The organism is Cellulomonas sp. NPDC055163 (assembly GCF_053607065.1).
On the sequence record NZ_JBSGSU010000018.1, the window covers coordinates 1 to 25,742 of the forward strand.

Annotated in this window: 23 protein-coding genes and 1 pseudogene; 15 read left to right on the top strand and 9 right to left on the bottom strand. The window is 74.9% G+C overall.

Going from position 1 to position 25,742, the window contains the following annotated elements; translation table 11 throughout:
- A pseudogene (locus tag ACWFNE_RS20955) lies at window positions 1-489 on the top strand (DNA polymerase III subunit gamma and tau); the annotation flags it as partial.
- 49 nt (window positions 490-538) lie between these two features.
- On the opposite strand, the gene ACWFNE_RS20960 reads toward ACWFNE_RS20955, so the two are convergent.
- A complete protein-coding gene (locus ACWFNE_RS20960; RefSeq protein WP_452124364.1) occupies window positions 539-1,201 on the bottom strand; it encodes a Type 1 glutamine amidotransferase-like domain-containing protein in 663 nt (220 codons plus the stop codon).
- Window positions 1,202-1,358: 157 nt separating this feature from the next.
- Here ACWFNE_RS20960 and recR point away from each other — a divergent pair, with 157 nt between their 5' ends.
- Window positions 1,359-1,958 (top strand): recombination mediator RecR, encoded by a 600-nt coding sequence (gene recR / locus ACWFNE_RS20965; RefSeq protein WP_452124365.1) that lies wholly within the window; start codon window positions 1,359-1,361, stop codon window positions 1,956-1,958.
- A 13-nt stretch (window positions 1,959-1,971) separates the two neighbouring features.
- Entirely contained in the window at window positions 1,972-2,649 is a 678-nt protein-coding gene (locus ACWFNE_RS20970) for a DUF5063 domain-containing protein (protein ID WP_452124366.1), read from the top strand.
- Window positions 2,650-2,763: 114 nt separating this feature from the next.
- On the opposite strand, the gene ACWFNE_RS20975 is transcribed toward ACWFNE_RS20970, so the two are convergent.
- Window positions 2,764-3,933 carry an ABC transporter permease gene (locus tag ACWFNE_RS20975; RefSeq protein WP_452124367.1) on the bottom strand — a complete coding sequence of 390 codons (1,170 nt, stop codon included), beginning with the start codon at window positions 3,931-3,933 and terminating at the stop codon, window positions 2,764-2,766.
- Window positions 3,930-4,970, bottom strand: a complete 1,041-nt coding sequence (locus ACWFNE_RS20980; RefSeq protein ID WP_452124368.1) for an ABC transporter ATP-binding protein — start codon at window positions 4,968-4,970, stop codon at window positions 3,930-3,932. The genes ACWFNE_RS20975 and ACWFNE_RS20980 overlap by 4 nt, the downstream gene beginning before the upstream one ends.
- Before the next feature lie 351 nt (window positions 4,971-5,321).
- Here ACWFNE_RS20980 and ACWFNE_RS20985 point away from each other — a divergent pair, with 351 nt between their 5' ends.
- The 8 genes from ACWFNE_RS20985 (at window position 5,322) to ACWFNE_RS21020 (ending at window position 15,557) form a co-directional block, all read left to right on the top strand.
- Entirely contained in the window at window positions 5,322-6,605 is a 1,284-nt protein-coding gene (locus ACWFNE_RS20985) for an aspartate kinase (protein ID WP_452124369.1), read from the top strand.
- A gap of 2 nt (window positions 6,606-6,607) precedes the next feature.
- Window positions 6,608-7,675, top strand: coding sequence for an aspartate-semialdehyde dehydrogenase (locus tag ACWFNE_RS20990; protein WP_452124370.1), 1,068 nt, complete (start codon window positions 6,608-6,610; stop codon window positions 7,673-7,675).
- 162 nt (window positions 7,676-7,837) lie between these two features.
- Window positions 7,838-8,245 (top strand): GntR family transcriptional regulator, encoded by a 408-nt coding sequence (locus tag ACWFNE_RS20995; RefSeq protein WP_452124371.1) that lies wholly within the window; start codon window positions 7,838-7,840, stop codon window positions 8,243-8,245.
- Window positions 8,242-9,225, top strand: coding sequence for an ATP-binding cassette domain-containing protein (locus tag ACWFNE_RS21000; protein WP_452124372.1), 984 nt, complete (start codon window positions 8,242-8,244; stop codon window positions 9,223-9,225). Before ACWFNE_RS20995 ends, ACWFNE_RS21000 begins: the two co-directional genes overlap by 4 nt.
- Window positions 9,222-9,998: a hypothetical protein gene (locus tag ACWFNE_RS21005; RefSeq protein WP_452124373.1), complete on the top strand. Its 777-nt coding sequence runs from the start codon at window positions 9,222-9,224 to the stop codon at window positions 9,996-9,998. Before ACWFNE_RS21000 ends, ACWFNE_RS21005 begins: the two co-directional genes overlap by 4 nt.
- 197 nt (window positions 9,999-10,195) lie before the next feature.
- A complete protein-coding gene (locus ACWFNE_RS21010; RefSeq protein ID WP_452124374.1) occupies window positions 10,196-11,170 on the top strand; it encodes an ABC transporter ATP-binding protein in 975 nt (324 codons plus the stop codon).
- A 1-nt stretch (window position 11,171) separates the two neighbouring features.
- Complete coding sequence (locus ACWFNE_RS21015) at window positions 11,172-11,990, top strand: ABC transporter permease (protein ID WP_452124375.1); 819 nt, start codon at window positions 11,172-11,174, stop codon at window positions 11,988-11,990.
- Between the two features lie 591 nt (window positions 11,991-12,581).
- Window positions 12,582-15,557 (top strand): glycoside hydrolase family 48 protein, encoded by a 2,976-nt coding sequence (locus ACWFNE_RS21020; RefSeq protein WP_452124376.1) that lies wholly within the window; start codon window positions 12,582-12,584, stop codon window positions 15,555-15,557.
- 119 nt (window positions 15,558-15,676) lie between these two features.
- Here ACWFNE_RS21020 and ACWFNE_RS21025 read toward each other — a convergent pair whose 3' ends face one another.
- The 6 genes from ACWFNE_RS21025 to ACWFNE_RS21050 form a co-directional block, all read right to left on the bottom strand.
- Window positions 15,677-16,882, bottom strand: coding sequence for an RNA polymerase sigma factor (locus tag ACWFNE_RS21025; RefSeq protein ID WP_452124377.1), 1,206 nt, complete (start codon window positions 16,880-16,882; stop codon window positions 15,677-15,679).
- Window positions 16,883-16,904: 22 nt separating this feature from the next.
- The gene (locus ACWFNE_RS21030) at window positions 16,905-17,294 is read right to left on the bottom strand and encodes a YciI family protein (protein WP_452124378.1); all 390 of its coding nucleotides are present in this window, start codon (window positions 17,292-17,294) and stop codon (window positions 16,905-16,907) included.
- 151 nt (window positions 17,295-17,445) lie between these two features.
- The gene (locus tag ACWFNE_RS21035) at window positions 17,446-18,072 is read right to left on the bottom strand and encodes a TetR/AcrR family transcriptional regulator (RefSeq protein ID WP_452124379.1); all 627 of its coding nucleotides are present in this window, start codon (window positions 18,070-18,072) and stop codon (window positions 17,446-17,448) included.
- A 10-nt stretch (window positions 18,073-18,082) separates the two neighbouring features.
- On the bottom strand, window positions 18,083-18,943 hold the full coding sequence (locus ACWFNE_RS21040) for an alpha/beta fold hydrolase (protein ID WP_452124380.1): 861 nt from the start codon (window positions 18,941-18,943) through the stop codon (window positions 18,083-18,085).
- A gap of 112 nt (window positions 18,944-19,055) precedes the next feature.
- On the bottom strand, window positions 19,056-19,661 hold the full coding sequence (locus ACWFNE_RS21045; RefSeq protein WP_452124381.1) for an ATP-binding protein: 606 nt from the start codon (window positions 19,659-19,661) through the stop codon (window positions 19,056-19,058).
- A gap of 189 nt (window positions 19,662-19,850) precedes the next feature.
- Window positions 19,851-20,663 (bottom strand): alpha/beta hydrolase, encoded by an 813-nt coding sequence (locus ACWFNE_RS21050; protein ID WP_452124382.1) that lies wholly within the window; start codon window positions 20,661-20,663, stop codon window positions 19,851-19,853.
- A gap of 239 nt (window positions 20,664-20,902) precedes the next feature.
- On the opposite strand from ACWFNE_RS21050, the gene ACWFNE_RS21055 reads away from it, so the two are divergent.
- The 4 genes from ACWFNE_RS21055 (at window position 20,903) to ACWFNE_RS21070 (ending at window position 25,726) form a co-directional block, all read left to right on the top strand.
- Window positions 20,903-21,880 (top strand): helix-turn-helix domain-containing protein, encoded by a 978-nt coding sequence (locus tag ACWFNE_RS21055; RefSeq protein WP_452124383.1) that lies wholly within the window; start codon window positions 20,903-20,905, stop codon window positions 21,878-21,880.
- 143 nt (window positions 21,881-22,023) lie between these two features.
- Window positions 22,024-23,817, top strand: a complete 1,794-nt coding sequence (locus ACWFNE_RS21060; protein ID WP_452124384.1) for a sensor histidine kinase — start codon at window positions 22,024-22,026, stop codon at window positions 23,815-23,817.
- Window positions 23,805-24,473, top strand: coding sequence for a response regulator (locus ACWFNE_RS21065; protein ID WP_452124385.1), 669 nt, complete (start codon window positions 23,805-23,807; stop codon window positions 24,471-24,473). Before ACWFNE_RS21060 ends, ACWFNE_RS21065 begins: the two co-directional genes overlap by 13 nt.
- On the top strand, window positions 24,470-25,726 hold the full coding sequence (locus ACWFNE_RS21070) for a hypothetical protein (protein ID WP_452124386.1): 1,257 nt from the start codon (window positions 24,470-24,472) through the stop codon (window positions 25,724-25,726). Before ACWFNE_RS21065 ends, ACWFNE_RS21070 begins: the two co-directional genes overlap by 4 nt.
- Window positions 25,727-25,742: the final 16 nt, after the last annotated feature.

A 25,742-nucleotide genomic window follows, 5' to 3' on the forward strand; every position in this document is an offset into this window, starting at 1 on the left:
ACCCCCGCGCGCCCGTCGGCCCCGGTGGCACCGCCGGCACCGTCGGCTGCGCGGCGCCCGGCTGCCGGGGGGCCCGCGCCGTACGACGACGACCCGGGTGCGCCCGAGCCGCCGCACGACCTCGCCGACGGCGACCCCTACGCGGGCATCCCGATCCCGCCGGCGGACGACCCGTACGACGACGCGCCCCCCGCGCGCGGGGGCGGCTCGGCACCGGGCGCGCGCCCCGGCGCGGGTGGCGCAGGTGCCCGCGGCGGTCCGGCCGGTGCCGGACCCGGCGAACCCGCCGAGCCGCCCGTCACGGCGCGCGTCGCCGCCGAGCGGGCGTACGCCGCGAGCCGCGGTGCGACCCGGAACGCCCCGGTCGAGGACTTCCCGTCGCCCGACGACCCCGACCTCGCGTCGTCCGGGCTCACGGGCGCGCCGCTCGTCGCCCAGCTCCTGGGCGGCACGATCATCGACGAGCAGACCGACGACCCGATGGGCTGATCCCGGCAGGCGGACGCGGGCGGGAGCTGCGCGACGACGCGAGGCCCCGTCACGCGTCGAAGTGCCTCCACCGTCCCTCCGAGACGACCTCCACCGAGCCGTCGACGACCACGACGGCCGTCTGCTCGTCGATCGCGTACGACGGGACCCCCAGGTCCGCCGCCCACCGCTCCGCGTGCGCCTGCGAGTTCTCCGGGAACGCGTCGAGGTGCGGGAAGAGCGAGAAGTCGACGACCCCGAGGCCCCGGTCGTCCTGCGCGCCGGCCCACTCGACGAAGGACCCGCCGACCCGGGGCGTCATCACCATGCTCCCGGCGCTCACGCCGACCCACACGGTGCCGGCCAGCGACGGCAGCAGGTCCGCGAGCCCCGACTCCCGCATCCAGTGGCACAGGTACGTCGCGTCGCCCCCGTCGACGAGGAGCACGTCGGCCTCGCGGACCCACGGCTCCCACCGGTCCCGGCCCACGGTCGGCAGCGCGGTGAGCTCGAGGACCCCGAGCGACGCCCACCCGAGCCCGGACAGGTGCGGGGAGCCCGGGTCGGCGGCGAGGAGCCCGCGCACGGTGCCGGGCCCGCACATCGGGTGGCCCCACTGGGCCGTCGGGACGCACAGTGCGTGGCACTCGTCGACCGGTCTGCCGAGCAGGTCGACGAGCGCCGCGTGGATGGTCGGGTTCGTCACGCCGCCCGACGTCAGGAGCATCTTCACGGTGCCTCACAGGGGTCGTGGGAGCGGGGGCCGCCTCAGTAGACCGGGGGGCGCGCGCGGACTCATCGACGCCCTGGGGGCCCGTCGGGAGGCCCGGCCGGCCGGCCCGGTCGGCGTGCTCCCGGCCCGGGGGTCGCCGGGCACGTAGGGTGGGTGTGTGTACGAGGGTGCGGTCCAGGACCTGATCGACGAGCTCGGGCGGCTGCCCGGCGTCGGTCCCAAGAGCGCGCAGCGGATCGCGTTCCACGTGCTCGCGGCCGACCCGGCCGACGTGCGGAGGCTCGTCGACGCGCTGACCGAGGTCAAGGCGCGCGTCCGGTTCTGCGAGGTCTGCGGGAACGTGTCGCAGGAGCCGCAGTGCCGCGTCTGCCGCGACCCGCGGCGCTCGCCGACCACGATCTGCGTCGTCGAGGAGCCCAAGGACGTCGTCGCGATCGAGCGCACGCGCGAGTTCCGCGGGAAGTACCACGTGCTCGGCGGCGCGATCAACCCGATCGCGGGCGTCGGCCCGGACGACCTGCGGATCAAGGACCTGCTCACGCGCCTGCAGGACGGCACGGTCACCGAGGTGATCCTCGCGATGGACCCGAACGTCGAGGGCGAGGCGACCGCCACGTACCTCGCACGGATGCTCGTGCCGATGGGCCTCACGGTGAGCCGGCTCGCGTCGGGCCTCCCGGTGGGCGGGGACCTCGAGTACGCGGACGAGGTGACCCTCGGCCGGGCGTTCGAGGGTCGACGACGGATCAGCGCGTAGGGGAGTGGCGACGATGGCGGACGAGACGACGCAGGGCCCGGCCGACGGCGGGGCCGTCGCCGGGGCGGACCTGCCCGGCGTGGACCTGAGCGGTGAGCCCGGGCGGGCGGCGGTGACCCCGCCCGCGGTCGAGGAGGACCTCGCGGACCTGCTCGGGGTCGCGCAGTCCGTCGCCGAGGAGACCCGGAGCTTCCTGACGACGATCACCGAGGTCGGCGCGGGCACGAACCCCGAGGCCGCGATCCCGCTGCTGCTGCTCGCGGTGTCGGACGTGCTCGCCGTCGGGGCGCGGCTCGGCGCGATCGTCGACGTCGTGCCGCCGGACCGCTACGAGCCGGACATCGGCCCCGACCCGGACGTCGACCCGTTGCGCGTCGCGCTCGCGAACGTGCTCGAGGGCATCGACGAGTACGCGGAGGTCGTGGACCCCGTGCTCGGCGCCGAGGTCACGGGGTCGACGCTGTCCGGCGAGCTCGTCGCGATGGCGGGTGCGCTGGTCCAGGGCCTGCGCCACCACGAGCAGGGCCAGGAGCTCGAGGCGCTGTGGTGGTGGCAGTTCTCGTACCTGTCGAGCTGGGGCGAGCGCGCGTCGAGCGTGCTGCGGGTGCTGCAGGTCGTGCTCGGGCACCTGCGGCTCGATGTCGAGGACGACGTGGCGGCCGAGGCGGAGTACGACGCGCTGCAGCCCTGACGGCGAGCAGCACCCGGACGTGCACGGGCCCGGCGCCCTCCGGGGGTGGGAGCGCCGGGCCCGCCGTCCGCGTGGCCCGCGGGCCACGCAGGTCCTCGCGGGACCCCGCGACCGTCAGGCCACGCGGGTCCCCCGGGCGAGGGTGCGCTGCGGGATCCGGAGCCGCCGCACGGCGAGCACGACGCCCGCGGCCCCGAGCAGCAGGTTCGCGGCGAGCCCCCACGGCCACACCGCGCTGTCGTCGACGTCGCGCTCGGCCACGGGCGAGACGTACGACGCGCCGCGCTCCTGACCCGTCCAGCAGTAGTCCTGCTCGGGCGCGGGCCCGGCGCGCAGCGTCCGGACGCCCTCCCGGATGCCGCCGAGCACGTCGAACCCGGTGAACGTGTCGTCCCGCTCCGCCGCGGGGGCCGCGTCCGCGACGACGACGAACGGGTTGATCGCGAGCAGCCACCACGTCCGCTCCGTGTGGCTCACGTACTGCGTCTGCGTCTCCCAGACGCACTCGGGGACCTGCGCGTCCTCCCAGTCGTAGGTGCTCGGCACGGTCCAGACGCGCACCTCCTGCGCCTGGTTCGACACCGCCGGGATCGTCAGCCCGAAGACGAGCAGGCTCAGCACGGTGAGCCCCGCGACGGCGAGGTACGTCAGCACCGCGGACCCCGCCGAGCGCGCGGTGAGCGCCGAGAAGCCGAGGCCGATGGCGCAGACGCCGGCGAGCAGCAGCGCGAGCACCACGAGGCAGACGACGACGCTCAGCACCGGGGTACCGCCCGCGGCGAGGCCGGCGACGAGGAACGGCACGCTCACGACGAGGAACGCGAGCGCCGCGGTCCACGACGCGAGCAGCTTGCCGAGCACGATCTCGGCGGGGGACAGAAGCGTGACCTGCAGGATCGCGAGGGTGCCGGCCGAGCGGTCGCCGTTGATCGCGGTCGCGCTGAGCGTCGGTGCGACGACGAGCCCGAGGAACAGCACGAAGAACACGACGAGCCCGAAGATCGCGGGCCCGAGCGGCTCCTGCTCGACGCCCGTCCCGGAGGACGTCGACGCCATCGCGGCCCAGCCGAGCGCGGTGATCGCGCCGACGACGAGGAACCACACCAGCAGCGCGACCTTCCACCGCGTCGAGCGCACGCGCTGGCGGAGCTCGAGCGTCGCGACGGTCCGCACGCCGTGCCCCGTGACGCGCCAGGTGCCCGGACCGGACGGGACGCCGGGCACGGTGGGGACGGGCGCGGGTGCGTCGGGGACGGCCGCGCCCCCGGTGGTGACGGTGCTCATCGTCGCTCCTCGTCCAACGTCAGGTAGGCCTGCTCGAGCGCCCCGCCGGCGGGTGCGAGGGACACCAGGGGGACGCCCGCGGCGACGGCGTCGCGCACGAGCCGGGCGGCGCCCTCGTCGCCGTCGACGTCGAGCAGCACGCTCCCCGGGTCGGGTGCGCCGGGCTCGGGCGGCTCGAAGCCCGTCGGCGGCTCGGCCGCGTCGTCGGGCGTCCACGCGGCGCCGACCGACGTGAGCCACGTGGTGAGCGCCGTGCGCGAGAGCGCGCGCACGCGCCACGGGCGCCGGCTGCCCGGTGCCGTGAGGACCTCGGGCGTCACGGTGCGTCCGCGCGAGAGGAACACGGCGTCGTCCACGAGCTCGTCGAGCTCCGAGAGCACGTGGCTCGACACCAGCACGGTCGTGCCGCGCTCCGCGAGCGAGCGCAGCAGGACCCGCAGGTCGACGCGGCTGCGCGGGTCGAGACCGCTCGCGGGCTCGTCGAGCAGGAGCACGTCGGGGGAGTGCACGAGCGCCCGCGCGAGCCCGAGGCGCTGCTTCTGCCCGCGGGACAGGACGCTCGCGGGCCGGTCGGCGTACTCGGTGAGGTGCACGGTCTCGAGCAGCTCGGCGGCGCGCGCGCGGGCGGGCACCGGGGGGATCCGGTACGCGGCGGCGAACGTCAGGAGCACCTCGCGCGCCGTGAGCGAGTCCCACGTGCCGAAGACGTCGGGCATCCACCCGGTGCGGGCGCGCGCCGCGACGCCGTCGGTCACGGGGTCGTGGCCGCCGACGCGCACGTGCCCCGCGTCCGGCACGAGGAGCCCGGCGAGCACGAGCAGCAGGGTCGTCTTGCCCGAGCCGTTGGGCCCGATGAGCGCCGTCACGCGCCCGGGCCGGGCCTCGAACGAGACGCCGTCGAGCGCGCGCACCGCACCGAACGCGCGGTGCACGCCGTGCACCACGACGCCCTGGTGCCCGGACGGTCCGCCCGTCCCGGGCCGTGCGGGCTGCGGCGCGGCGGGTGGGGGTGCGGCGTCTCCCGCGGTCAGCGACATGACCGTCACGCTAGGGCAGCGGCCGGGGGAGCCGGGGGCGGACGCTGTGCACATCCTGTGCGCGCCGCGGGGCGGTCCCGCGGGCGTCACCCGGACGGCCGCCACGCACCGGACCGCCGCGCGCCCGCCGCGCCCTCGTCCGCCCGGCGGTCCCGCGCACGACGCAGCCACCCGCCGCGCCCCGTCCGCCCGGCGGTCCCGCCATGCGAAACCCCGACGGTCCGTCCACCGGACCGATCTACACTCGCCCCGTCCTGTCCGGCAGCGGTGCGCCCGCCCGCACCCCGCCCCGCCGGGCGCCGCCGGCCCCCGCCGTCGACCGCCCCCGTCGACCTCCTCGGAGCACACCCCGTGGCCCTCATCGTGCAGAAGTACGGCGGCTCGTCCGTCGCCGACGCGACCAGCATCAAGCGCGTGGCGAAGCGGATCGCGGAGGCCAAGCGCGCCGGCAACGAGGTCGTCGTCGTGGTCTCCGCCATGGGGGACACGACCGACGAGCTCATCGACCTCGCGAACCAGATCACGCCGCTGCCGCCGTCGCGCGAGATGGACATCCTGCTGACCGCGGGCGAGCGCATCTCGATGTCGCTGCTCGCGATGGCGATCGCCAACCTGGGCGTCGAGGCGCAGTCGTTCACGGGGCAGCAGGCCGGGGTCATCACCGACACCGCGCACGGCAGGGCGCGCATCATCGACGTCACGCCGAGCCGCATCCGCGCGACGCTCGACGACGGGTCGGTCGCGATCGTCGCCGGGTTCCAGGGCGTCACGCAGCACACCAACGACGTCACGACGCTGGGTCGCGGCGGCTCGGACACGACTGCGGTCGCGCTCGCGGCGGCGCTCGGCGCGGACGTCTGCGAGATCTACACGGACGTCGACGGCGTGTTCAGCGCCGACCCGCGCATCGTGCCGACCGCCCGCAAGCTCGACCGGATCAGCTACGACGAGATGCTCGAGATGGCGGCGAGCGGCGCCAAGGTGCTCGTGCTGCGCTGCGTGGAGTACGCGCGCCGCTACGGGGTGCCCGTGCACGTGCGCTCGTCGTTCTCGGGCCACACCGGAACACTGGTGACGAACAGTCCCGCCGAGGGACCCGAAGGAGAAGGCCCCATGGAGCAGCCGATCATCGCGGGCGTCGCGCACGACCGCAGCGAGGCCAAGGTCACGGTCGTCGGCGTCCCCGACGTGCCGGGCAAGGCCGCGCGCATCTTCCACGTCGTCGCGGCCTCCGGCGCGAACATCGACATGATCGTGCAGAACGTCTCGGCCGCCGCGACGGGCCGCACGGACATCTCGTTCACGCTGCCGCAGTCGGACGGGGCTGCGGCGATCACGGCGCTGACCGAGCAGCAGGGCGAGATCGGCTTCGCGTCGCTGCAGTACGACGACGCGATCGGGAAGCTCTCGCTCATCGGGGCGGGCATGAAGTCGCACCCGGGCGTCTCCGCGAGGCTCTTCGAGGCGCTCTCGGACGCCGGCATCAACATCGAGATGATCTCGACCTCGGAGATCCGCATCTCCGTCGTCACGCGCGCGGAGAGCCTGGACGACGCGGTGCGCGCCGTCCACACCGCGTTCGAGCTGGACTCCACCGAGGACGAGGCCGTGGTCTACGGCGGGACGGGGCGTTGACCATGAGCGAGACCCAGGGGCACGGCCTGCGCGTCGGCGTCGTCGGCGCGACCGGGCAGGTCGGGGCCGTCATGCGGCGCCTGCTCGAGGAGCGCGACTTCCCGGTCGCCGAGATCCGCTTCTTCGCGTCGGCGCGCTCGGCCGGCACGACGCTGCCGTGGAAGGGCACCGACGTCGTCGTCGAGGACGCCGCGACGGCCGACCCGTCGGGGCTCGACATCGCGCTGTTCTCCGCCGGGGGCGCGACGTCCAAGGCGCAGGCGCCGCGCTTCGCCGCCGCGGGGGCCACGGTCATCGACAACTCGTCGGCGTGGCGCATGGACCCCGACGTGCCGCTCGTCGTCTCCGAGGTGAACCCGGCGGCGATCCGCGAGGCGCGCAAGGGCATCATCGCGAACCCGAACTGCACGACGATGGCGGCGATGCCCGTGCTGCGCGTGCTGCACGAGGAGGCGGGCCTGCAGCGGCTCGTCGTCTCGACGTACCAGGCGGTCTCGGGCAGCGGGCTCGCGGGCGCCGAGGAGCTCGACTCGCAGGTGCGCGCGGTGCAGGGCCAGGACACGGTGGCCCTCGTGCACGACGGCCGCGCGGTGACCTTCCCGGATCCGCAGAAGTACGTCGCGCCGATCGCGTTCAACGTGATCCCGCTCGCGGGCAACCTGGTCGACGACGGGTCGTACGAGACCGACGAGGAGCAGAAGCTCCGCAACGAGTCCCGCAAGATCCTCGGCCTGCCGGAGCTGCTCGTCTCGGGCACGTGCGTGCGCGTCCCGGTGTTCACGGGGCACTCGCTCTCGGTCAACGCCGAGTTCGCCCGCCCGCTCTCGCCCGAGCGCGCGCGGGAGCTGCTCGCGGACGCGCCCGGGGTGCAGCTCGCGGACGTCCCGACGCCGCAGCTCGCGGCCGGTGCGGACCCGTCGTTCGTCGGCCGCCTGCGCCAGGACCCGGGAGTGCCCGAGGGGCGCGGTCTGGCGCTGTTCCTCTCGAACGACAACCTCCGCAAGGGTGCCGCGCTCAATGCGGTGCAGGTCGCGGAGCTCGTCGCGGCGGGGCTGCGCACGGGCGTCTGACCGCCTGCACCCCCACTCTCCCGGAGGCCCGGTCCACGTGTGGACCGGGCCTTCGTGCGTCCGCGTCCGCCCGTCGGGGCAGACCCCTTGTGCCGGAAGATGGTCCTGTGGTTCATTAGTCCAGTAAAGAACCACTAGACCAGAGACGAGGGGGCGGACGCCGTGTTCGATGGCCGGGACCCCATCTACCTGCAGATCGCCGATCAGATCCGCAGCAGCATCCTCGACGGGACGCTGCAGGAGGAGGAGCAGGTCATGTCCACCACGCAGTACGCGACGACGTACCGCATCAACCCGGCGACCGCCGCGAAGGCGTTCGCCGAGCTGGTCGACGAGGGCGTTCTCTACAAGCGCCGCGGCGTCGGCATGTTCGTCGCCACGGGCGCCCGCAGCGCGCTCCAGGCCGACGGCCGCGAGCGCTTCTTCACCGAGGTCGTCGACCCCGTCGTCGACCAGGCCCACGTGCTCGGCATCGAGGTCGCGGACGTCGTCAAGCGCATCGAGGACCGCGCCGCCCGCCTCGGCTCCGACAGCGAGGCCGGCGACGTCGCCCACGGAGGTGCCCGGTGAACGGCTTCGGCGTCCAGGTCCGCGACGTCACCGTGCGCTACGGCGACGACACCGCCGTCGACCGCCTCACGGTCGACATCCCGGCCGGGGCCGTCACCGGGCTGCTCGGCCGCAACGGCTCCGGCAAGACGACGCTCCTGTCGACGCTCGCGGCGTTCCGTCGCCCCACGTCGGGCCAGGTGCTCGTCGACGGCGAGGACCCGTGGGAGAACGAGCGAGTCATGGCCGGCACGTGCCTGATCCGCGAGAGCGGCGACGTGCTCGCCGACGAGAAGCTCGCGGCGACGCTCGACTTCGTCGAGCAGGCCCGCCCGCACTTCTCCCGCGAGCTCGCCGAGCGGCTGCTCGACACCTTCGAGCTCGACCCGAAGGCCAAGCAGAGCAAGCTCTCGCGCGGCAAGAAGTCCGCGTTCGGCGCCGTCGTCGGTCTTGCGACCCGCGCCGAGCTCACGATGCTCGACGAGGTGTACCTCGGCATGGACGCCCCGTCGCGGTACGCGTTCTACGACGCGCTGCTCACCGACTACGTCGAGCACCCCCGGACGATCGTGCTCTCGAGCCACCTCATCGAGGAGATCGAGCGGCTGTTCGAGCACGTCGTCGTGATCGACCACGGCGCGCTGCTGCTGGCCGAGCCCGCCGACGAGCTCCGCACCCGGGGCCTGACCGCGACCGGACCGTCCGCCGCCGTCGAGCGGTTCGCCGTCGGGCGCACCGTGGTCGGGCGCCAGCAGCTCGGCCGCACCGCGCAGGTGACCCTCTTCGGGCCGCCGGCCGGCGACGACGACGCGCGCGCTCGTGAGCTGGGCGTCGAGCTCGGGCCCGTCGACCTGCAGGACCTGTTCGTGCACCTCACGGCCCGCACCGGTGCGGACGGCAGCGCCGCACCGGCCGACGACGACGCCACCGGGCACGGCGCGTCCCTGACCGGGACCGGCGCGACCGGCTCCGACCCGACCGTCACGGAGGTCCCGCGATGAGCACCACGACCCTCGCCCGCCCGGCCGTGCGCCGCCGGACCCCGGTGGCCCGGACGGTGCGGCACCTGCTCGCGATGCTGCTGTACCTCGCCGTGTGGTTCTGGGGCATCGCGGTCGTCGTGCTGACGCTCGCGATCGTGCTGGTCGACCGGTTCGGGGAGGTCACGACGAGCGTCGCGCAGTTCGCGCGTCAGGGCGGCATCTGGTTCCCGTTCTCGCTCACGGTCATCCTCGCGACGACGTACCTGCCCACGCACGTCGCGGCCGGGATGACGCGCCGGGCGTTCGCCACCGCCTCGCTCGTCGCGGGAGGCGTCACCGCAGCCGTGTACGCAGCGGTGCTGACGCTGCTCATCCAGGTGGAGCGCCTGGTCTACGAGCAGGCCGGCTGGACGCACTCGCTCACCGACGTCGGGCTCTCGGCGACGACGTCGGGCACCACGGTCGACCTCGGGCTGCTGTTCCTCGACTACGGGCTCATGTTCGGCAGCGGCGTCGTGTCCGGCCTGCTCGTCGGCATCGTCTACTACCGGGCCGGCGGGTGGTGGGGGACCCTCGCGCTCCCGCTGACGATCGGTCCCCTCTTCCTCGTCACCGCGCTCCTCGCGAGCGACGCCGGACCGTTCGACCTGGCCTGGGTCGTCGAGCGCCTCGGTCCCGGCGGCGACGACGTGCCCGCCCGCGTGGCGCTCTGCGTGCTGGTCCTCGCCGCGCAGGCGGTCGTGTTCCACCGCCTCACCCGGCGGGCCGCGCTCAACCCCGTCACGACCTGACGTCGCGAGCGGGCCGTCACGGCGGCCCGCCCGCACCCCCCACCTCCTCCGCACGGGACGGCGCGCCGCCGCACCCGCGGGTCCGCACACCCTCAGCACGTCCTGACGCACCGCCACGCACCACCCCGCACCGCAGGCACCCCGCCCGGTGCGCACCGCAGCACCACGCGAACCACCCCGAACCCCGGAGGGACGACATGACCGCCACACCCGTCATCCAGGTCGAGCACCTGCGCAAGTCGTACGGCTCGACGCTCGCCGTCGAGGACGTCAGCCTCACGGTCCACCGCGGCGAGATCGTCGGGATCCTCGGCCCGAACGGCGCCGGCAAGACGACGACCGTCGAGTGCCTCGCCGGGCTGCGCGACCGCGACTCCGGCCGCGTCGACGTCCTCGGCCTCGACCCCGCCCGGGACCGCGCGGTGCTCCGCGAGGTGCTCGGCATGCAGCTCCAGGAGAGCGAGCTCCCGGCCCGCATCACGGCCCGGGAGGCCGTCGAGCTCTACGCGTCGTTCTACGTGGACCCCGCGGACCCGCTCGAGCTGCTCGACGACCTCGGGCTCACCGACCGGCGCGACGCGCAGTTCCGGGCGCTCTCGGGCGGCCAGAAGCAGCGACTGTCGATCGCGCTCGCGCTCGTCGGCAACCCGCAGGTCGCGGTGCTCGACGAGCTTACGACGGGCCTCGACCCGCAGGCGCGGCGCGACACGTGGGACGTGGTCCGCAAGGTGCGCGACCGCGGCGTGACGATCCTGCTGGTCACGCACCTCATGGAGGAGGCCGAGCGGCTGTGCGACCGCATCGTCCTCATCGACGCCGGCCGGGTCGTCGCGACGGGCACCCCCGCCGAGCTCGCGGCGCAGTCGGCGGGGGAGCACGTGCTGCGGTTCCGGTCCCCGGAGCCGGGCGTCGCGGCGCTCCTCGCGGGCGTCCCGGACGTGCACTCCGTCGAGGGGCCCGACGACGGCCTCGCCTACGAGGTCCGCGGCGGCCCCGAGATCGTGCAGGACGTCATGGTCGCGCTGTCGGCCGCGGGCGTCCGCGCCCATGACGTGCGGCTCGAGCGCGGCACCCTCGAGGACGCGTTCCTCACCCTGACCGGCCAGGACCGGTCGCGCGACGCCGGCACCGGTCGTCGCTCCCGTTCCCTGCTGACCCGTTCGGAGGCCTGACATGACCGCCGCCCCGCTGACCCCGACCCCCGCGCCCGTCGCCGCGCCGCGCACCGCCACCAGCGCGCGCGTGCTGGCGCACGTGACCCGCACCGAGGCCCGCCTGTTCCTGCGCGAGCCGTCCGCCGCGTTCTTCGGGCTCGCGTTCCCCGCGGTGCTCCTCGTCGTCCTCGGCCTCTTCATGCCGTGGGCCGACCAGCCGTTCGACGAGAAGGACCCGGTCCTGTCGCAGATCACGGCCATCACCGGCTACACCCCGGTCGTGCTGGCGCTGGCGATCGCGACCGTCGGGTTCTCGACCTTCCCGACCCCCATCGCCACGTACCGCGGCAACGGCGTGCTGCGCCGGCTCGCCACGACGCCGCTGCCGAGCTCCCGCGTGCTCGCCGCGCAGGTGCTGGTCAACGTCGCGACGCTCGTCGTCGCCTCGGTCCTCGCCGTGGTCCTGGGCGTGGTGGTCCTCGGCATCTCGCTGCCGGCCGACCCGCTCGCGCTGGTCCTGGGCTTCGTGCTCGGTGCCACGTCGACCATGGCGGTCGGCTGCCTCATCGCGGCCCGGGCGCCGAACACCTCCTCGGCGAACGGCGTCGGGATGCTCCTGTACTTCGTGTCGCTGTTCTTCGCCGGTGTGTGGATGCCGCTCCCGCTCATGCCGGAGATCGTGCAGACGATCAGCCGATACACCCCCGTGGGGGCCGCGTCGCAGGCGATGGGTGCGGGCTGGTACGGCCAGCCGTTCCCGACGACGGAGCTGCTGGTCATGGCGGCGTGGACGCTCGTGGGGGTCCCGGTCGCCGCGAAGATCTTCCGCTGGTCCTGAGCGGCTCCCCGCGCGGAGCGCGGAGCGCCCCGTCCGGCGCTCACGACCCGTGCCAGGGCCCGCCGCACGACCCGCTGCACGACCCGCCGCACGACGCGCTCCACGACCCGCTCCACGACGCCCGGGCGATCCGTCGCCCGGGCGTCGTCGCGCGCCCGGGCGGACCCGCGCCGAGCACCCGCGAACGGCGAATCGTTTCACGGGGCTGTCGCCGGCGAAGGCCGGTGCCACTGTGGGCGCTGTTCGCGCGGGGCGCGTGGACCGTGCCGACGACGGCCCGGGCCGCACGGCCGCCGAGCGGACGGCCCCGGACGAGAGCCCGTGGCCGCAAGGATGTAGGAGCGCTCCCATCGACGTCGAGGGCGGGCGTGCAGGAGGCCTCCGCCGCCGCGGCGGGGGCGACACGGGCAGCACGCGCACGACCGGGACCGCAGCGACGCGGGGCCGGCGCGACGCGGGCCGCCCACCCTCCGGTCGCGCCAAGGACGGCACGGCCGGGTCGGCCCGGCGGCGGGGCCACCCGCGTTCCCGGCGCAGCGGGACCGCGTCCCGGGCGCCCTCACCGGCGCCCTCCGACGAGAGGAACTTCGCATGTCAGGACTCACCCGACGACGTGTCGCCTGGGCGGCCTCCGCCCTCGGCGCGTCGTCGCTCGTAGCCGTGTGCGGGATGCAACCCGCGCTGGCGTCACCCGCGCCCGCGGCCGCAGCACCCGCGGTCGCGCCCGCCGCGATCGAGGAGGGCGGCGAGTACCAGCAGCGCTTCCTCGAGATCTACGAGGACATCAAGGACCCGGCGAACGGCTACTTCAGCCCGCAGGGCATCCCGTACCACTCGGTCGAGACGTTCATCGTCGAGGCCCCGGACTACGGGCACGAGACCACGTCGGAGGCGTACAGCTTCTGGGTCTGGCTCGAGAGCGCCTACGGCGAGGCGACCGGCGACTGGAAGCCGCTCAACGACGCGTGGGCGACCATGGAGAAGTACATGATCCCGACCACCGCGGATCAGCCCACGAACTCGTTCTACAAGGCGTCGGCACCGGCGTCCTACGCGAGCGAGTTCAACCACCCGAGCAGCTACCCGTCGAACCTCGAGTCCGGGGTCTCGGTCGGCTCCGACCCGATCGCGTCCGAGCTGAAGTCGACGTACGGCACCGACGACGTCTACGGCATGCACTGGATCGCCGACACGGACAACGTCTACGGCTTCGGCGCCGCGCCGGGCGCAGGCTGCACCAACGGCCCCGGCCCGGGCACCTCGTACATCAACACGTTCCAGCGCGGTCCGCAGGAGTCGGTCTACGAGACCATCCCGCAGCCGTCGTGCGACGAGTTCGAGTTCGGCGGCCCCAACGGCTTCCTCGACCTGTTCACCAAGGACGCGTCGTACGCGAAGCAGTGGAAGTACACGAACGCCCCCGACGCCGACGCGCGCGCCATCGACGCGATGTACTGGGCCAACAAGTGGGCCACCGAGCAGGGCAAGGCCGCCGACATCTCGGCCAGCCTCGGCAAGGCGTCCAAGATGGGCGACTACCTGCGGTACTCGCTGTTCGACAAGTACTTCAAGAAGATCGGCTGCACCTCGAAGAGCTGCGCCGCGGGCTCCGGCAAGGACAGCGCGCACTACCTGCTCTCCTGGTACTACGCCTGGGGCGGCGCGACGGACGCCAACGCCGGCTGGGCGTGGCGCATCGGCTCGAGCCACAGCCACTTCGGCTACCAGAACCCCATGGCGGCCTGGGCCCTGTCGACCGACGCGGCGCTCAAGCCCAAGGGCGCGACGGCCGTGTCCGACTGGTCCAAGAGCCTCGAGCGCCAGCTCGAGTTCTACACGTGGCTCCAGTCGGCCGACGGCGGCATCGCCGGTGGCGCGACGAACAGCTGGGACGGCGCGTACGCCACGCCCCCGGCCGGCACGTCGACGTTCTACGGCATGGGCTACACCGAGGCGCCCGTCTACAACGACCCGCCGTCGAACAACTGGTTCGGCATGCAGGTGTGGTCGATGGAGCGCATCGCGCAGCTCTACAACGCGTCCGGCAACGCGAAGGCCAAGGCGCTGCTCGACAAGTGGGTGCCGTGGGCGCTCGCGAACACCCAGGCGAACGGCGCCGACTGGGCCGTCCCCTCGACCCTCAAGTGGACGGGTCAGCCGGACACGTGGAACCCGGCGAGCCCCGGCTCGAACGCGGGCCTGCGCGTCGAGGTCGCGAGCCAGGGCCAGGACGTCGGCGTCGCCGGCGCGCTCGCCCGCACGCTCATGTACTACGCGGCGAAGTCGGGCAGCACCGAGGCCCAGGCGGCGGCGAAGGGCCTGCTCGACTCGATCTGGTCGAACAACCGTGACGCGATCGGCGTCTCGACGACGGAGACGCGCGAGGACTTCAAGCGCCTCGACGACGTCATGACCTCGACCACGGGCGACGGCATCTACGTGCCGAACGGCTGGACCGGGACGATGCCGAACGGCGACGCCATCAAGCCGGGCGTGAGCTTCCTCGACATCCGCAGCTTCCTCAAGGACGACCCGGCGTGGCCCAAGGTCAAGGCGTACCTCGACGGCGGACCGGCCCCGACGTTCAACTACCACCGCTTCTGGGCGCAGACCGCGGTCGCGACGGCCCTGGCCGACTACGACCGTCTCTTCGGCGACGGCGGCACCGTGCCGCCCGTCGACACCGAGAAGCCGACGGTCCCGACGGCCCTGACCTCGACGGCCAAGACGGCCACGAGCGTCACCCTGGGCTGGACGGCCTCGACGGACAACGTCCGCGTGACGGGGTACGACGTGTACCGCGGCACCACGAAGGTCGGCTCGGCGACGGGCACGACCTACACCGACACGGGCCTCACGGCCGCCACGGCGTACTCGTACACCGTGCGGTCGAAGGACGCGGCGGGCAACGTCTCCGACCCCTCGACGGCGCTGAGCGTCACGACGAACGAGGGTGGCGGCACGGTCGACACGACACCGCCGTCCACACCGCTCGGCCTGGTCTCGCCGAGCAAGACCACCACGTCGGTCGCCCTGACGTGGCAGCCGTCGACGGACGACGTGGCCGTGATCGGGTACGACGTGTACCGCGGCACGACCCGGGTCGGCTCGACCACGACGACGTCCTACAGCGACACCGGGCTCACGGCGAGCACGGCGTACTCGTACACCGTGCGGGCCAAGGACGCCGCCGGGAACCTCTCGACGCCGTCCGCGGCGCTGAGCGTCACGACGAGCCCCGAGGTCACCACGGGCGCCTGCAAGGTCGTGTACACGACCAGCGACTGGAACTCCGGCTTCACGGCGTCGGTCAAGGTCACCAACACCGGCGCGGCGCTCACGAGCTGGCGGCTCGGCTTCTCGTTCGCGGGCGGCCAGAGCGTCCAGCAGGGCTGGAGCGCCGTGTGGTCGCAGAGCGGCACGGCCGTCACCGCGGCCAACGCCCCGTGGAACGGCAACCTCGCCGCGGGCGGGACGATCGACATCGGGTTCAACGGGTCGCACAACGGCTCGAACCCGAAGCCGACCGCGTTCACGCTCAACGGGGCTCCCTGCACCGTGGGCTGACGCCCGCAGCACGGAGCACCACGCACGCCCCGCAGGGTCGGTCCGCTCGTCCGGACCGGCCCTGCGGCCGTGTGCGCACGCGGCGCGGCAGCACGAGCGGGCAGCGGGCCGGTACCGGCTCACGCCAGGCGAGCCGCCCGGAGGGTGAGGTACTCGCGCTCGCGCAGGTTGGTCGCGGCGGCGGCGGCGTGCCGGTAGGCGTCGACGGCGTCGCGCGGCCGGCCGTCGAGCTCGAGCAGGTGGGCCCGGACCGCGTGCAGCCGGTGCCCGCGCTCGAGCCGCCCGGCCACACCGTCGAGCGCGGCGAGACCGCGTGCGGGTCCGTGCACCATCGCGACGGCCACGGCCCGGTGCAGCGCCACGACGGGGCTCCCGGTCAGCGCGAGCAGGCGGTCGTACAGCGCGAGGACCTGCGGCCAGTCGGTCGCCGCCGAGCTGGGCGCCTGGTCGTGCAGCGCCGCGATGCAGGCCTGGAGCGTGTGCTCGCCCGGACGCCCGGCGCGGAGCGCGTCCGTGGCGAGGCGGACGCCCTCGACGACGAGGGCCCGGTCCCACGACGAGCGGTCCTGCTCGGCGAGCGGCACGAGCTCCCCGTGCGGCCCGGACCTCGCGGGCCGGCGGGCCTCGGTGAGCAGCAGCAGCGCCAGCAGACCGGTGACCTCGGCGTCCTCGGGCACCGCCGCGTGCAGCAGCCGGGTCAGCCGGATGGCCTCGCCGGTGACGTCGACGCGCAGCAGCTCGGGCCCGGCGCTCGTTGCGTAGCCTTCGTTGAAGAGCAGGTAGAGGACGTGCCGGACGAGCGCGAGGCGCCGCGGGACGTCGTGGGGCGCGGGCATGGCGAACGGGACGTCCGACGCCCGGAGCGTCGCCTTGGCACGGCTGATGCGCTGCGCCATGGTCGCCTCCGGCACGAGGAAGGCGGCGGCGATCTCGCGCGTCGTCAGGCCGCCGACGGCGCGCAGCGTGAGCGGGACCGCCGCCGACGCGGTCAGCGCCGGGTGGCAGCACAGCAGCATGACCGTGAGCGTGTCGTCGTGCTGCTCGACGTCGTCCGGCGGGCGCTGCTCGCGCGCCGCGGCGGCCTCCTCGCGACGTCGGCGGGCCGTCACCTCGCGGTGCTCGTCGGCGAGCCGCCGCACCGCGACCCGGACGAGCCAGCCGACCGGGTTATCCGGGACGCCGTCGCGCGGCCACTGCTGCGCCGCCGCGAGCAGCGCCTCCTGCACGGCGTCCTCCGCGGCCGCGAAGTCCGCGTGCCGCCGCGCGACCGCCCCGAGGGCCTGCGGCGCGCACCGGCGCAGCAGGCCCTCGACGTCGGCCGTCACGGTCGTGGCGCCGGTCGGGCCGTCACTCGGCCGAGGGCGCGCTCATGACCTCGCGCACCTCGATCCGCTGCTGGAGCGGCCTGCCGCCCTGCGCCGGTGCCGCCGACGCCGCCGCGGCGATCTCGATCGCCCGGTCGAGGGACTCGACGTCGACGAGCCAGTAGCCCGCCAGGAGCTCCTTGCCCTCGGGGTACGGGCCGTCGACGACGACGGGCGCCCCGACGCCGTCGCTCACGACGAACTTCGCCTGGTCGGGCGACGCCAGCCCCTGGCCGTCGACGAGCTCGCCGCGCTCGACGAGCTCCGCGTGGAGCGCGGCCTGGAACGCGAAGTGCGCCTGGAGCTCCTCGGCGGTCCAGCGGTCCATCGGCTCGGTCGCGGACTCGACGCCGCCGTAGTCCATCATGATCATGTAGCGCACGGTGCGTTCCCTTCGTCGTGACGGCCCCCGGTGGTGCCGTTCGACAGGGTGTCGCATCCGGCCCGCGGTTCTCGACATGGTCCTGCGGTACGCCGGGGACGCGCACCTCGGCCGGCGCAGGCCGGTCAGGGGCCGGCGCCGATCACCGCGCCCGCCCGGTGCGGTGCGGCGCGGGGTCCGGCCGGTCGTCGCCGTCGCCGCCGCCGTCTGCGGCGGACGTGGCGGCCGTCGCGTGCAGGCCGTGGTCGATGAAGTCGAGGATCCACGCGAAGCTGTCGTCCACGGCCGTGTCGTAGCGGAAGCCGGTGGACACCTCGAGCGTGACGAAGCCGTGGAGGACGCTGCGCAGCATCCGCAGCGCGTGGACCTCCTGCTCCGGCGGCAGGTCGTACCCGCGCAGCACCGCCGCCAGCGCGCTCAGGGCGCGGCGGCTCGCGGCGACGAACGGGTCGTCGGGCCCGGTGGGACGCGCGCCGTTGATCGCGGCGTAGCGGCCGGGATGCTCCTTGACGTAGGTGCGCATCGCCTGCGCGGCCGCGGCGAGCGCCTCGCCGCCGGCCCGGCCCTGGATCGCGTCGCCCATCGCGTCGCCCAGCTCGTCGGAGGCCAGGACGGCGATGCGGTGGGCGAGGTCGGCCTGCCCGCCGACGTGCTTGTAGAGGGAGGGGGTCTTCACGCCGAGCCGCTCGGCGACCAGTCCCATGCTGAGCTGGGTGAAGCCGACCTCGTCGGCCAGGGCGGCGCCGGCCTCGGTGACGGCCGCGGGCACGAGCCCGGCCCTAGGCACGGGCGAGCGTCCGGGTGAGGAAGGGCAGGACGAGGGCGAGGAGCTCGTCGGGGGTCTGGGCGTGCGGGTAGTGCCCGGCGCCGTCGATCACGGCGAGCTGGCCGAGCCCCGAGGGCAAGTCGGCGAGGATGCGCTCGCCCTCGGCGCGGGGGTCGGCCCAGTCGGGGTCGAGGCTGCCCTCCACGACGAGGACGGGGCACGTCACGTCGGGCAGCCGTGCGCCGGCGTCCGCGGGGCTGGACTTCGCCATCGCCTGCAGCACCTTCATCCGGGCGGGCTGGCTCATCGAGGCGCGGATGCGGGCGCTCTCGTCGGGCCAGTCGGCGGGCGTGGTCGGGTAGGCGAGCTCGAGGTACGCCATCCACGACGGCACGCTCCCCAGGAGGAGGGTCCGGGCCAGGAGGGTCCCCGAGGTGCGGTATCGCTTGGTCCGCAGCAGCCCGCGGAGGTCGGTGGTCTGCGCGCGGGTGAAGGGGGCGAGCTCGACGACGCCCGCGATCAGGTCGGGCGCGTCGGCGGCGGCGATGGTCGCGGCGCCGCCGCTGATCGACTGGCCGACGAGGACGGCCCGGTCGCCCGAGGTGCCGACGAGGTGGCGTACCAGGGCGAGCAGGTCGCCGGCGATGTCGGTGCGGCTGTAGCCCGCCCACCCGTGGCTGGAGTCGCCGCAGCCGCGGATGTCGAGGTTGGCCACCCGGTAGCCGGCGGCGGCGAGCGCGGGGACCAGGAACCGGTAGGAGTGGCGGCTGTCGCCCATGCCGTGGGCGAGGACGACGAGGGGCCCCTCGCCGACGACGTCGTAGACGAGGGTGCCCTCGTCCAGGCTCAGGCTGTGGGTTGCGGGAGCGGTCATGTCGTCCTCCAGGTGGCTAACGGCTATAGCCATAAGCTAATGGCGTTAGCGACAGGAGTCAACACCCGCGCCCGGAGCTCTCCTGAGCGGGGCGGTCGACCCTGGCGGGCCCTCAGCGCGGGAGCGTCCCGTACCCCCGGGCGAGGCGGAACGTGAACCAGACCGTCTTGCCGGTGGCGGTCGGGTCGACACCCCACGCGGTGGCGGAGCTGTCGACGACGTGGAGGCCGCGGCCCGAGGTCGCGGTCGGGTGCGCCTCGCGCAGCACGGGGAGCTCGGGGCTCTGGTCGGTGACGGCGACGCTGAACGTGCCGTCGCGGTAGGCGGTGCGGACCACGACGTGACCGTCCGCCGGGCCGTGCACCACGGCGTTGGTGAGAACCTCGCTGGCGAGGAGCTCGATCACCAGGCTCTCGTCGGGCGTGGCCCAGCAGCAGGCGGCGTTGCTGGCGACCCGCCGGCGCACGTACGTGACGAGCCACGGCCCGGCCTGCGCCCCGAGGTCGAGGCCGAACCCGTCCGGGCTCGGCTGCGGCGCCGGCAGGAGCGGCGCGGTGCGCTGCGCCGGGAGGGCGCGGTCGTTGGGCACGCCGTGGGCGGGGGGCGCCGCGTGGGACGCGCGACCCGCGGGAGAGTGGGTGCGCCTGGTCGGGCGGCCGGACGCGGGGTGCACCCCGGTGCGGGTCAGCGTGTGCACGTGCTCGAGCATCTCGATCATGAGTCCCCCCGGACTTCCGCGGCGACCGGAGCCCGGGCGCCGCCACTTTGATTGACAGTTCATCTATCGGCGGGGGGTGTGGCGGCTGTAGGAGTTCTGGACGTGCGTCCGGCACGCGCCGCCGCACGCGGCGACGATGCGCCCGAGGCTCGCCCCGGGCGCATCCGCGGACCGGCGGCGAACCCCGGTCTACGGCGCCGGGACCTGCGTGGACCTGGCGTGCTCGAGCGCCCACGCGAGGGCGTGGTCCGCGACCTCCTCCCAACCGGGCTCGGCGCAGATCCAGTGCGAGCGGCCGGGGAACTCGTGGTACTCCGTGACGGCGGGGGACCTGGCGTAGTGCCTCGCGTTGGACCTGTTCACCGCCGGCGGCATGATGTGGTCCTTCTCGCCGCCGATGAACAGCAGGGGCGCCCGGTCGGCGTCGTAGTCCACCCAGGTCTCCTGCCTGCCCGGCCGGAAGTTCGCGATGAGGCCGTACGCCCAGACCCAGTTGCCCGGCGCGGGGATGGCGAACTCGCGCCAGACCGCGTCGGAGTCCTCGCGTGACAGCGTGTTCGCGAACGCGTAGTGGAACTCCTCCGGGGTGAACCCGACGGCCCGGTGGAAGTTCGCGGGGTTCTTCAGCGCCGGGAACAGCGACCTGGCCTGCGACAACGGGGTCACGCGAACGCCCTCCGTCGGCGCGGAGTCCACCACGACGGCCGCGGAGCCCAGACCGCGGGCGAGGAGCAGCTGGGTGAGCGTGCCACCGAAGGAGTGGCCCATGAGGATCGGGGGCTCGGGCAGCGCCTCGATCTGCGCGGCGAGGTGGTCGAGCGTCTCGGGCACCGTGAGCCGGGCGATCACGTCGGGGTTTCCGCGCAGCGCCTCGACCTCGACCTCGAAGCCGGGGTAGGCGGGCGCCAGGACGGTGTGGCCGGCGGCCTCGAAACGGTCCTTCCAGCCGCGCCAGCTGCGCGGGGTCATCCACAGGCCGTGCACGAGCACGATGGTCGTCATCGTCGCTTCCTCTCCCGGGGCGGTGCGGGTGTGACCGGCGGAGCGTGCGTCGGGCCCGTGTCCCGCCGGGCCCGACGGGTCCACACTGGTGTCGCGGGGGACGCCGGACGTGCGCAGGGCGGTGAGGGACCTGCTCCTGGCAGCCACAGACAAGCCGGACCGCGGCACCCCTCCCGTGACGCACGACGATGACCTCGGCCGAGCGACGCGCGTGCGGCCACGGCGGAAGGGGCGGGCGCATGGTGGTGCTGCTGGACACCCGGGCTGTCGCGTCCGCCGAGCGGCTGCCGGCGATCTCGGCGGCGCTCGAGGGCACCACCGCGCCGTGCGAGGTCCGCTACGACGACCCCCCGGAGCGTGTCTTCACGCGCATCGAGGCGTGGCGGCTGGGCGACCTCGACGTGTGGCGCAACGAGGCCTCGGGGATGCGGATGCTCCGCCAGGGCCGCCACCTCCGGGCCGACCCGGACGGCCGGGTCGCCATCGCCGTCCAGGAGGCCGGTCAGTCGCTGATCCGCTACGACGACGCCGACCCCGACGTCCGCGCGGGGACCGGAGGTCTGATCTGCGTCGACCTCACGAAGCCGTACGACTACGCGTGGCGGGGACTCGGCTCGGCGTTCTGCATCTCCGTCCCGGCGGACCAGGTCGGGCTGCCGGCACACGTCGTCCGCACCGCCTCCCGCCAGCTCAGGACCAGCCCGCTGTACGGGCTGTTCCAGCGGCACCTGCTCGGCCTGGCGCAGAGCACCGACGCCGTCGCGGGCGACCCGGCCGCCGCCGGGGTGGCCAGCGCGTCGGTCGAGCTGCTGCGCGCCCTGCTCGCGTCCGCCGCGCACGACGTCAGGTACGAACGGAGCACGACGGCGGCGACGCTCCTCGTCCAGGTGCGCGCGTACGTCCAGCAGCACCTGCGCGACGCGGACCTGACCCCCGCCACGGTCGCACGGGCCCACAACGTCTCCGAGCGGCACCTGTTCCGGATCTGTGCGGCAGCGGACTTCAGCCTGGAGCAGTGGATCATCGGCCGGCGCCTGGTCGGCGCCCACGACGAGCTCGCCCGAGCCTCGGAGGTCCTGGTCCCGATCTCCTCGATCGCCCGGCGGTGGGGGTTCCGGGACCCCGCGCACTTCACGCGCCGGTTCAAGGCGACCTACGGGCTCACCCCCCGCGACTGGCGCCGGGTCGCGCTCTCGGAGCCGGCCGCGGACGCCTGACCGGCGCCGCGGGGGTCGGCGGAGGCACGTTCGTCCGGGAGCGGCGGGAGCGGCGGGTGCGCGCCGGGTGGGGCAGCCCCCACCCGGGACGTGGGGGACCGCAGGCTGGGGCCGCGCGCACGCCGGGGCCTAGCGTCGTCCCCATGACCTCCGACGTCCCCGCGCCGACCCCGGCGCCGGCCCCACCGAGCAGCAGCGGCGTGCCCGCGGACCCGGCCTCCGAGCCGTCCGCGGCGGCCGGGCCTCCCACCGCCCCGACACCCGCACCGAGCCCCGGCGGTGCGCCCGCGGAGCCCGCCGCACACGAGGCGCCCGCCGCACACGCGGCGCCCGCCGCACCCGCCGCACACGCGGAGCCCGCCGCACCCGCCGCACCCGCGGCGCAGGGGGTGCCCGCGTACGCACGTCCGGCCCCCGCGGTGGCGGACGTGACACCGACGGCCGTGCTCACCGCCCCCGCACCGACCACCCCCGCGCCGAACGCCGGCACGCCGACCGCCAGCACGCCCGCGGCGTCCGACCGGGCCGCCACGTCCCTCGCCGCTCCGCCTGCCCCGGGCGTCCCCGCGGCAGCCCCGCCCCCCGCCCCGAACCCGTTCCCCGCCGTGAGCGTCGACGACGACCTGCGCGTCGTCGCCCCCGCGCTCACCGGCGGCCGCGCGCTGCTGCGTGCCCCGGTCAGCGCCGCGACGTGGCGCGCGGTGTCGCAGGCGACCGTCGGCGTGTGGCTCCTGCTCGCCGCGTCGATCGCGCTGGTCCTGGCCATCGGGTTCTCCGTCGCGTTCGCGGTGCTCGTGGTCGGCATCCCGCTGCTCGTGCTCACGCTGCTCGTCGCCCGGCCGCTCGCCGCGCTCGAGCGCAGCCGGCTGCGCGCCCAGCTCGGGGTGGACATCCCGGCACCCGAGTACCGCCGGGCCGCCGACGCCCGCCTGTGGCGTCGCGCCTGGGGCGTGCTCACGGACATCCGGAGCTGGGCGCACCTGGCGTACACGCTCCTGGGCCTCGGCGTCACCGGCCTGCAGGCCCTGATGATCTGGATGCTCGGCGGGTTCGCGCTCGCGGCGGTCGCCTTCCCGCTCTACGTGGCGTCCACGGACGTCCCCGTCAGCCGGGTCCCGTTCCTCGTCCTCGCCGGCCTGGTGGGCACCTGGGTGTGGCCGCTCGGGCTGCAGGCCCTCACGCTGCTGCACGTGCGTCTCGCGCGGGGCCTGCTCGGGCTGCCCCGGAGCGCCGCCGCGGTGCAGGCCGCGCGGGTCGCGGCCCAGGCGGCGCAGGACCGGGCGTCGCAGGCCGAGGTGCGGGCCGTGCAGCTGCGGGAGACCCGCACGCGCGCCGTCGGTACCGCCGAGGACGACCGTCGCCGCATCGAGCGCGACCTGCACGACGGCGCCCAGCAGCGCCTCGTCGCGCTCGGGGTCGAGCTCGGCGTCGCCAAGCGCGCCGCCGCGCAGGACCCGGTGGCCGCCGCCGCGGCGCTCGACCACGCGCACCGCGAGGTCAAGGAGACGCTCGCCGAGCTGCGGGACCTCGTGCGGGGCATCCACCCGGCCGTGCTGACCGACCGCGGGCTGGACGCCGCGCTCTCGGCGCTCGCCGCGCGGTGCACCGTCCCGGTCACGGTCGACGTGCCCGACCCGGCGTCGCTCGCCGCCGCCGGCCCGAGCGCGCAGGCGGCCGCGTACTTCGTGACCGCCGAGGCCCTGACCAACGTCGCCCGGCACTCGGGCGCCCGCACCGCGACCGTCCGCGCCACGGTGCACGACTCCGTGCTCCGCCTCGACGTCGTCGACGACGGCCGCGGTGGCGCGACCGCCCGGCCCGGCAGCGGGCTCGACGGCCTGCGCAGCCGCGTCGAGGTGCTCGACGGCACCCTGACGCTCGACAGCCCCGTCGGCGGCGGCACCCGACTCACCGTGGAGGTGCCGTGCGCATCGTGATCGCCGAGGACTCCGTCCTCCTGCTCGACGGCCTGACCCGGCTGCTCGAGGCCGAGGGCCACCAGGTCACCGGCCACAAGACCGCCGACGAGCTCGTCGCCGCGATGAGCCGCGCCGACGCCCTGCCGGACCTGCTCGTGACCGATGTCCGGATGCCGCCGTCGCACACCGACGAGGGGCTGCGCGCCGCGGTCCACCTGCGCAGCATCCACAAGCGGCTCCCGGTGCTCGTGCTCTCGCAGTACGTCGAGCAGCGCTACGCCGCCGAGCTGTTCGCCGGGGACGTGCGCGCTCTCGGCTACGTGCTGAAGGACCGCGTCGCCGACGTCGACGAGTTCCTCGACGTCGTCGGCCGGGTCGCCGGTGGCGGCACCGTGATCGACCCCGAGGTCGTCGCGCAGCTGCTCGCCCGCGGCCGGCGCGCCGGGCTCGACGCCCTCACGGCGCGCGAGCGCGACGTCCTGGGCCTCATGGCGGAGGGCCGCTCGAACGCGGCCATCGCCGAACGTCTCGTGATCGGCCTCGGCGCCGTGGAGAAGCACGTCACGTCCATCCTGACCAAGCTCGACCTCGCCCCCGACGGTGACGACCACCGCCGCGTGCTCGCGGTCCTGCGCTGGCTCGAGCACGCACCCACCGGAGGAGACCGACCATGACCACGCACCACGAGCCGATCGCGGACACCGCGGTCCTCACCCCCGAGGTCCCCGGTGCCCCGCGCACGCCCGGCGCACCGCCGCCCGGTGGCGGGCAGCCGCCCACGGCGCTGCCGCCCGCACCGTCCCCGCGCGGGCCGGGCGCCCGGGCGCTCACGTGGGCCGGGGGGATCGTCGGCGGAGGGCTGCTGGTCCTCGCGGGCTTCCAGGGCGCCGACGCGCTCGCGCAGAGCACCGCCACCGCGCAGCAGGACTTCGCGCCGGCCGCGGTCGTCGAGCTCGTCGCCGACGGCCCGGTCGAGGTCACGGTCGGTACCGGGGACGTCGAGGTCGTGGCGCGCAGCCGCTCGGGGTTCGTCGACCCCGTCTTCGGCGGGCAGCTGCGGGGCGACCGCCTCGTGGTGGAGCACCGGTGCGCGGGCCCGTGGTTCGGGAGCTGCACCGCGGGCCTCGACGTGCGGGTCCCCGAGGAGACCGAGGTGGTCGTGCGGTCCTCGTCCGGGAGCATCGTGGCGTCCGGGATCGCCGGCGACGTCGACCTGCGCTCGGGTGACGGGAGCGTCACGGTCGACGGCATCGACGGGACCGTGCTCGCGGTCTCCGGCTCCGGCGGTGTCGAGGTGCACGACGCGACGGGCGCCGTCGAGGCCCGCTCGTCGGACGGGCACGTGCGGGTCGTCGACGCGGGCGGCGACGTCCTCGCGGGCTCCGGGTCCGGTGGCATCGAGGTCGCGGGCGTGCGGGGGACGGTCGACGCGCGCACCAGCGACGGGTCGGTCGACGTGAGCGACACCGACGGCGGGGTGATGGCCCGCTCCGGCAGCGGTCGCGTCGCGGTCGCGGACGCCGGTGGCCGGGTCGAGGCGCAGAGCTCGGACGGGTCCGTCGAGGTGCTCCGCGCGGACGGCGACGCGCTCGCGGTCTCCGGCAGCGGCCAAGTCACGGTCGTCGGCGCGAAGGGCAGGGTCGAGGCCCGCTCGTCCGACGGTCAGGTCGACGTGACCGACGTCACCGGTGACGCCACGGCCGTCTCCGGCAGCGGCTCGGTCACGGTCGCGGCGGTCCGGGGGAACGTCGAGGCGTCCTCGAGCGACGGCTCCGTGACGGTGCACGGCACGGGCACCCCGGTCCGGCTCGAGATCTCCACCGCCGACGGCCGCCAGGTGGTCGAGGCCGCGACCGACCCGTCGGCGTCGCGCTCAGTGTCGATCCGCTCGGGCAGCGGCACCGTGTCCTACCTCGGGCCGCGCTGACGCGCAGGACCGCGCG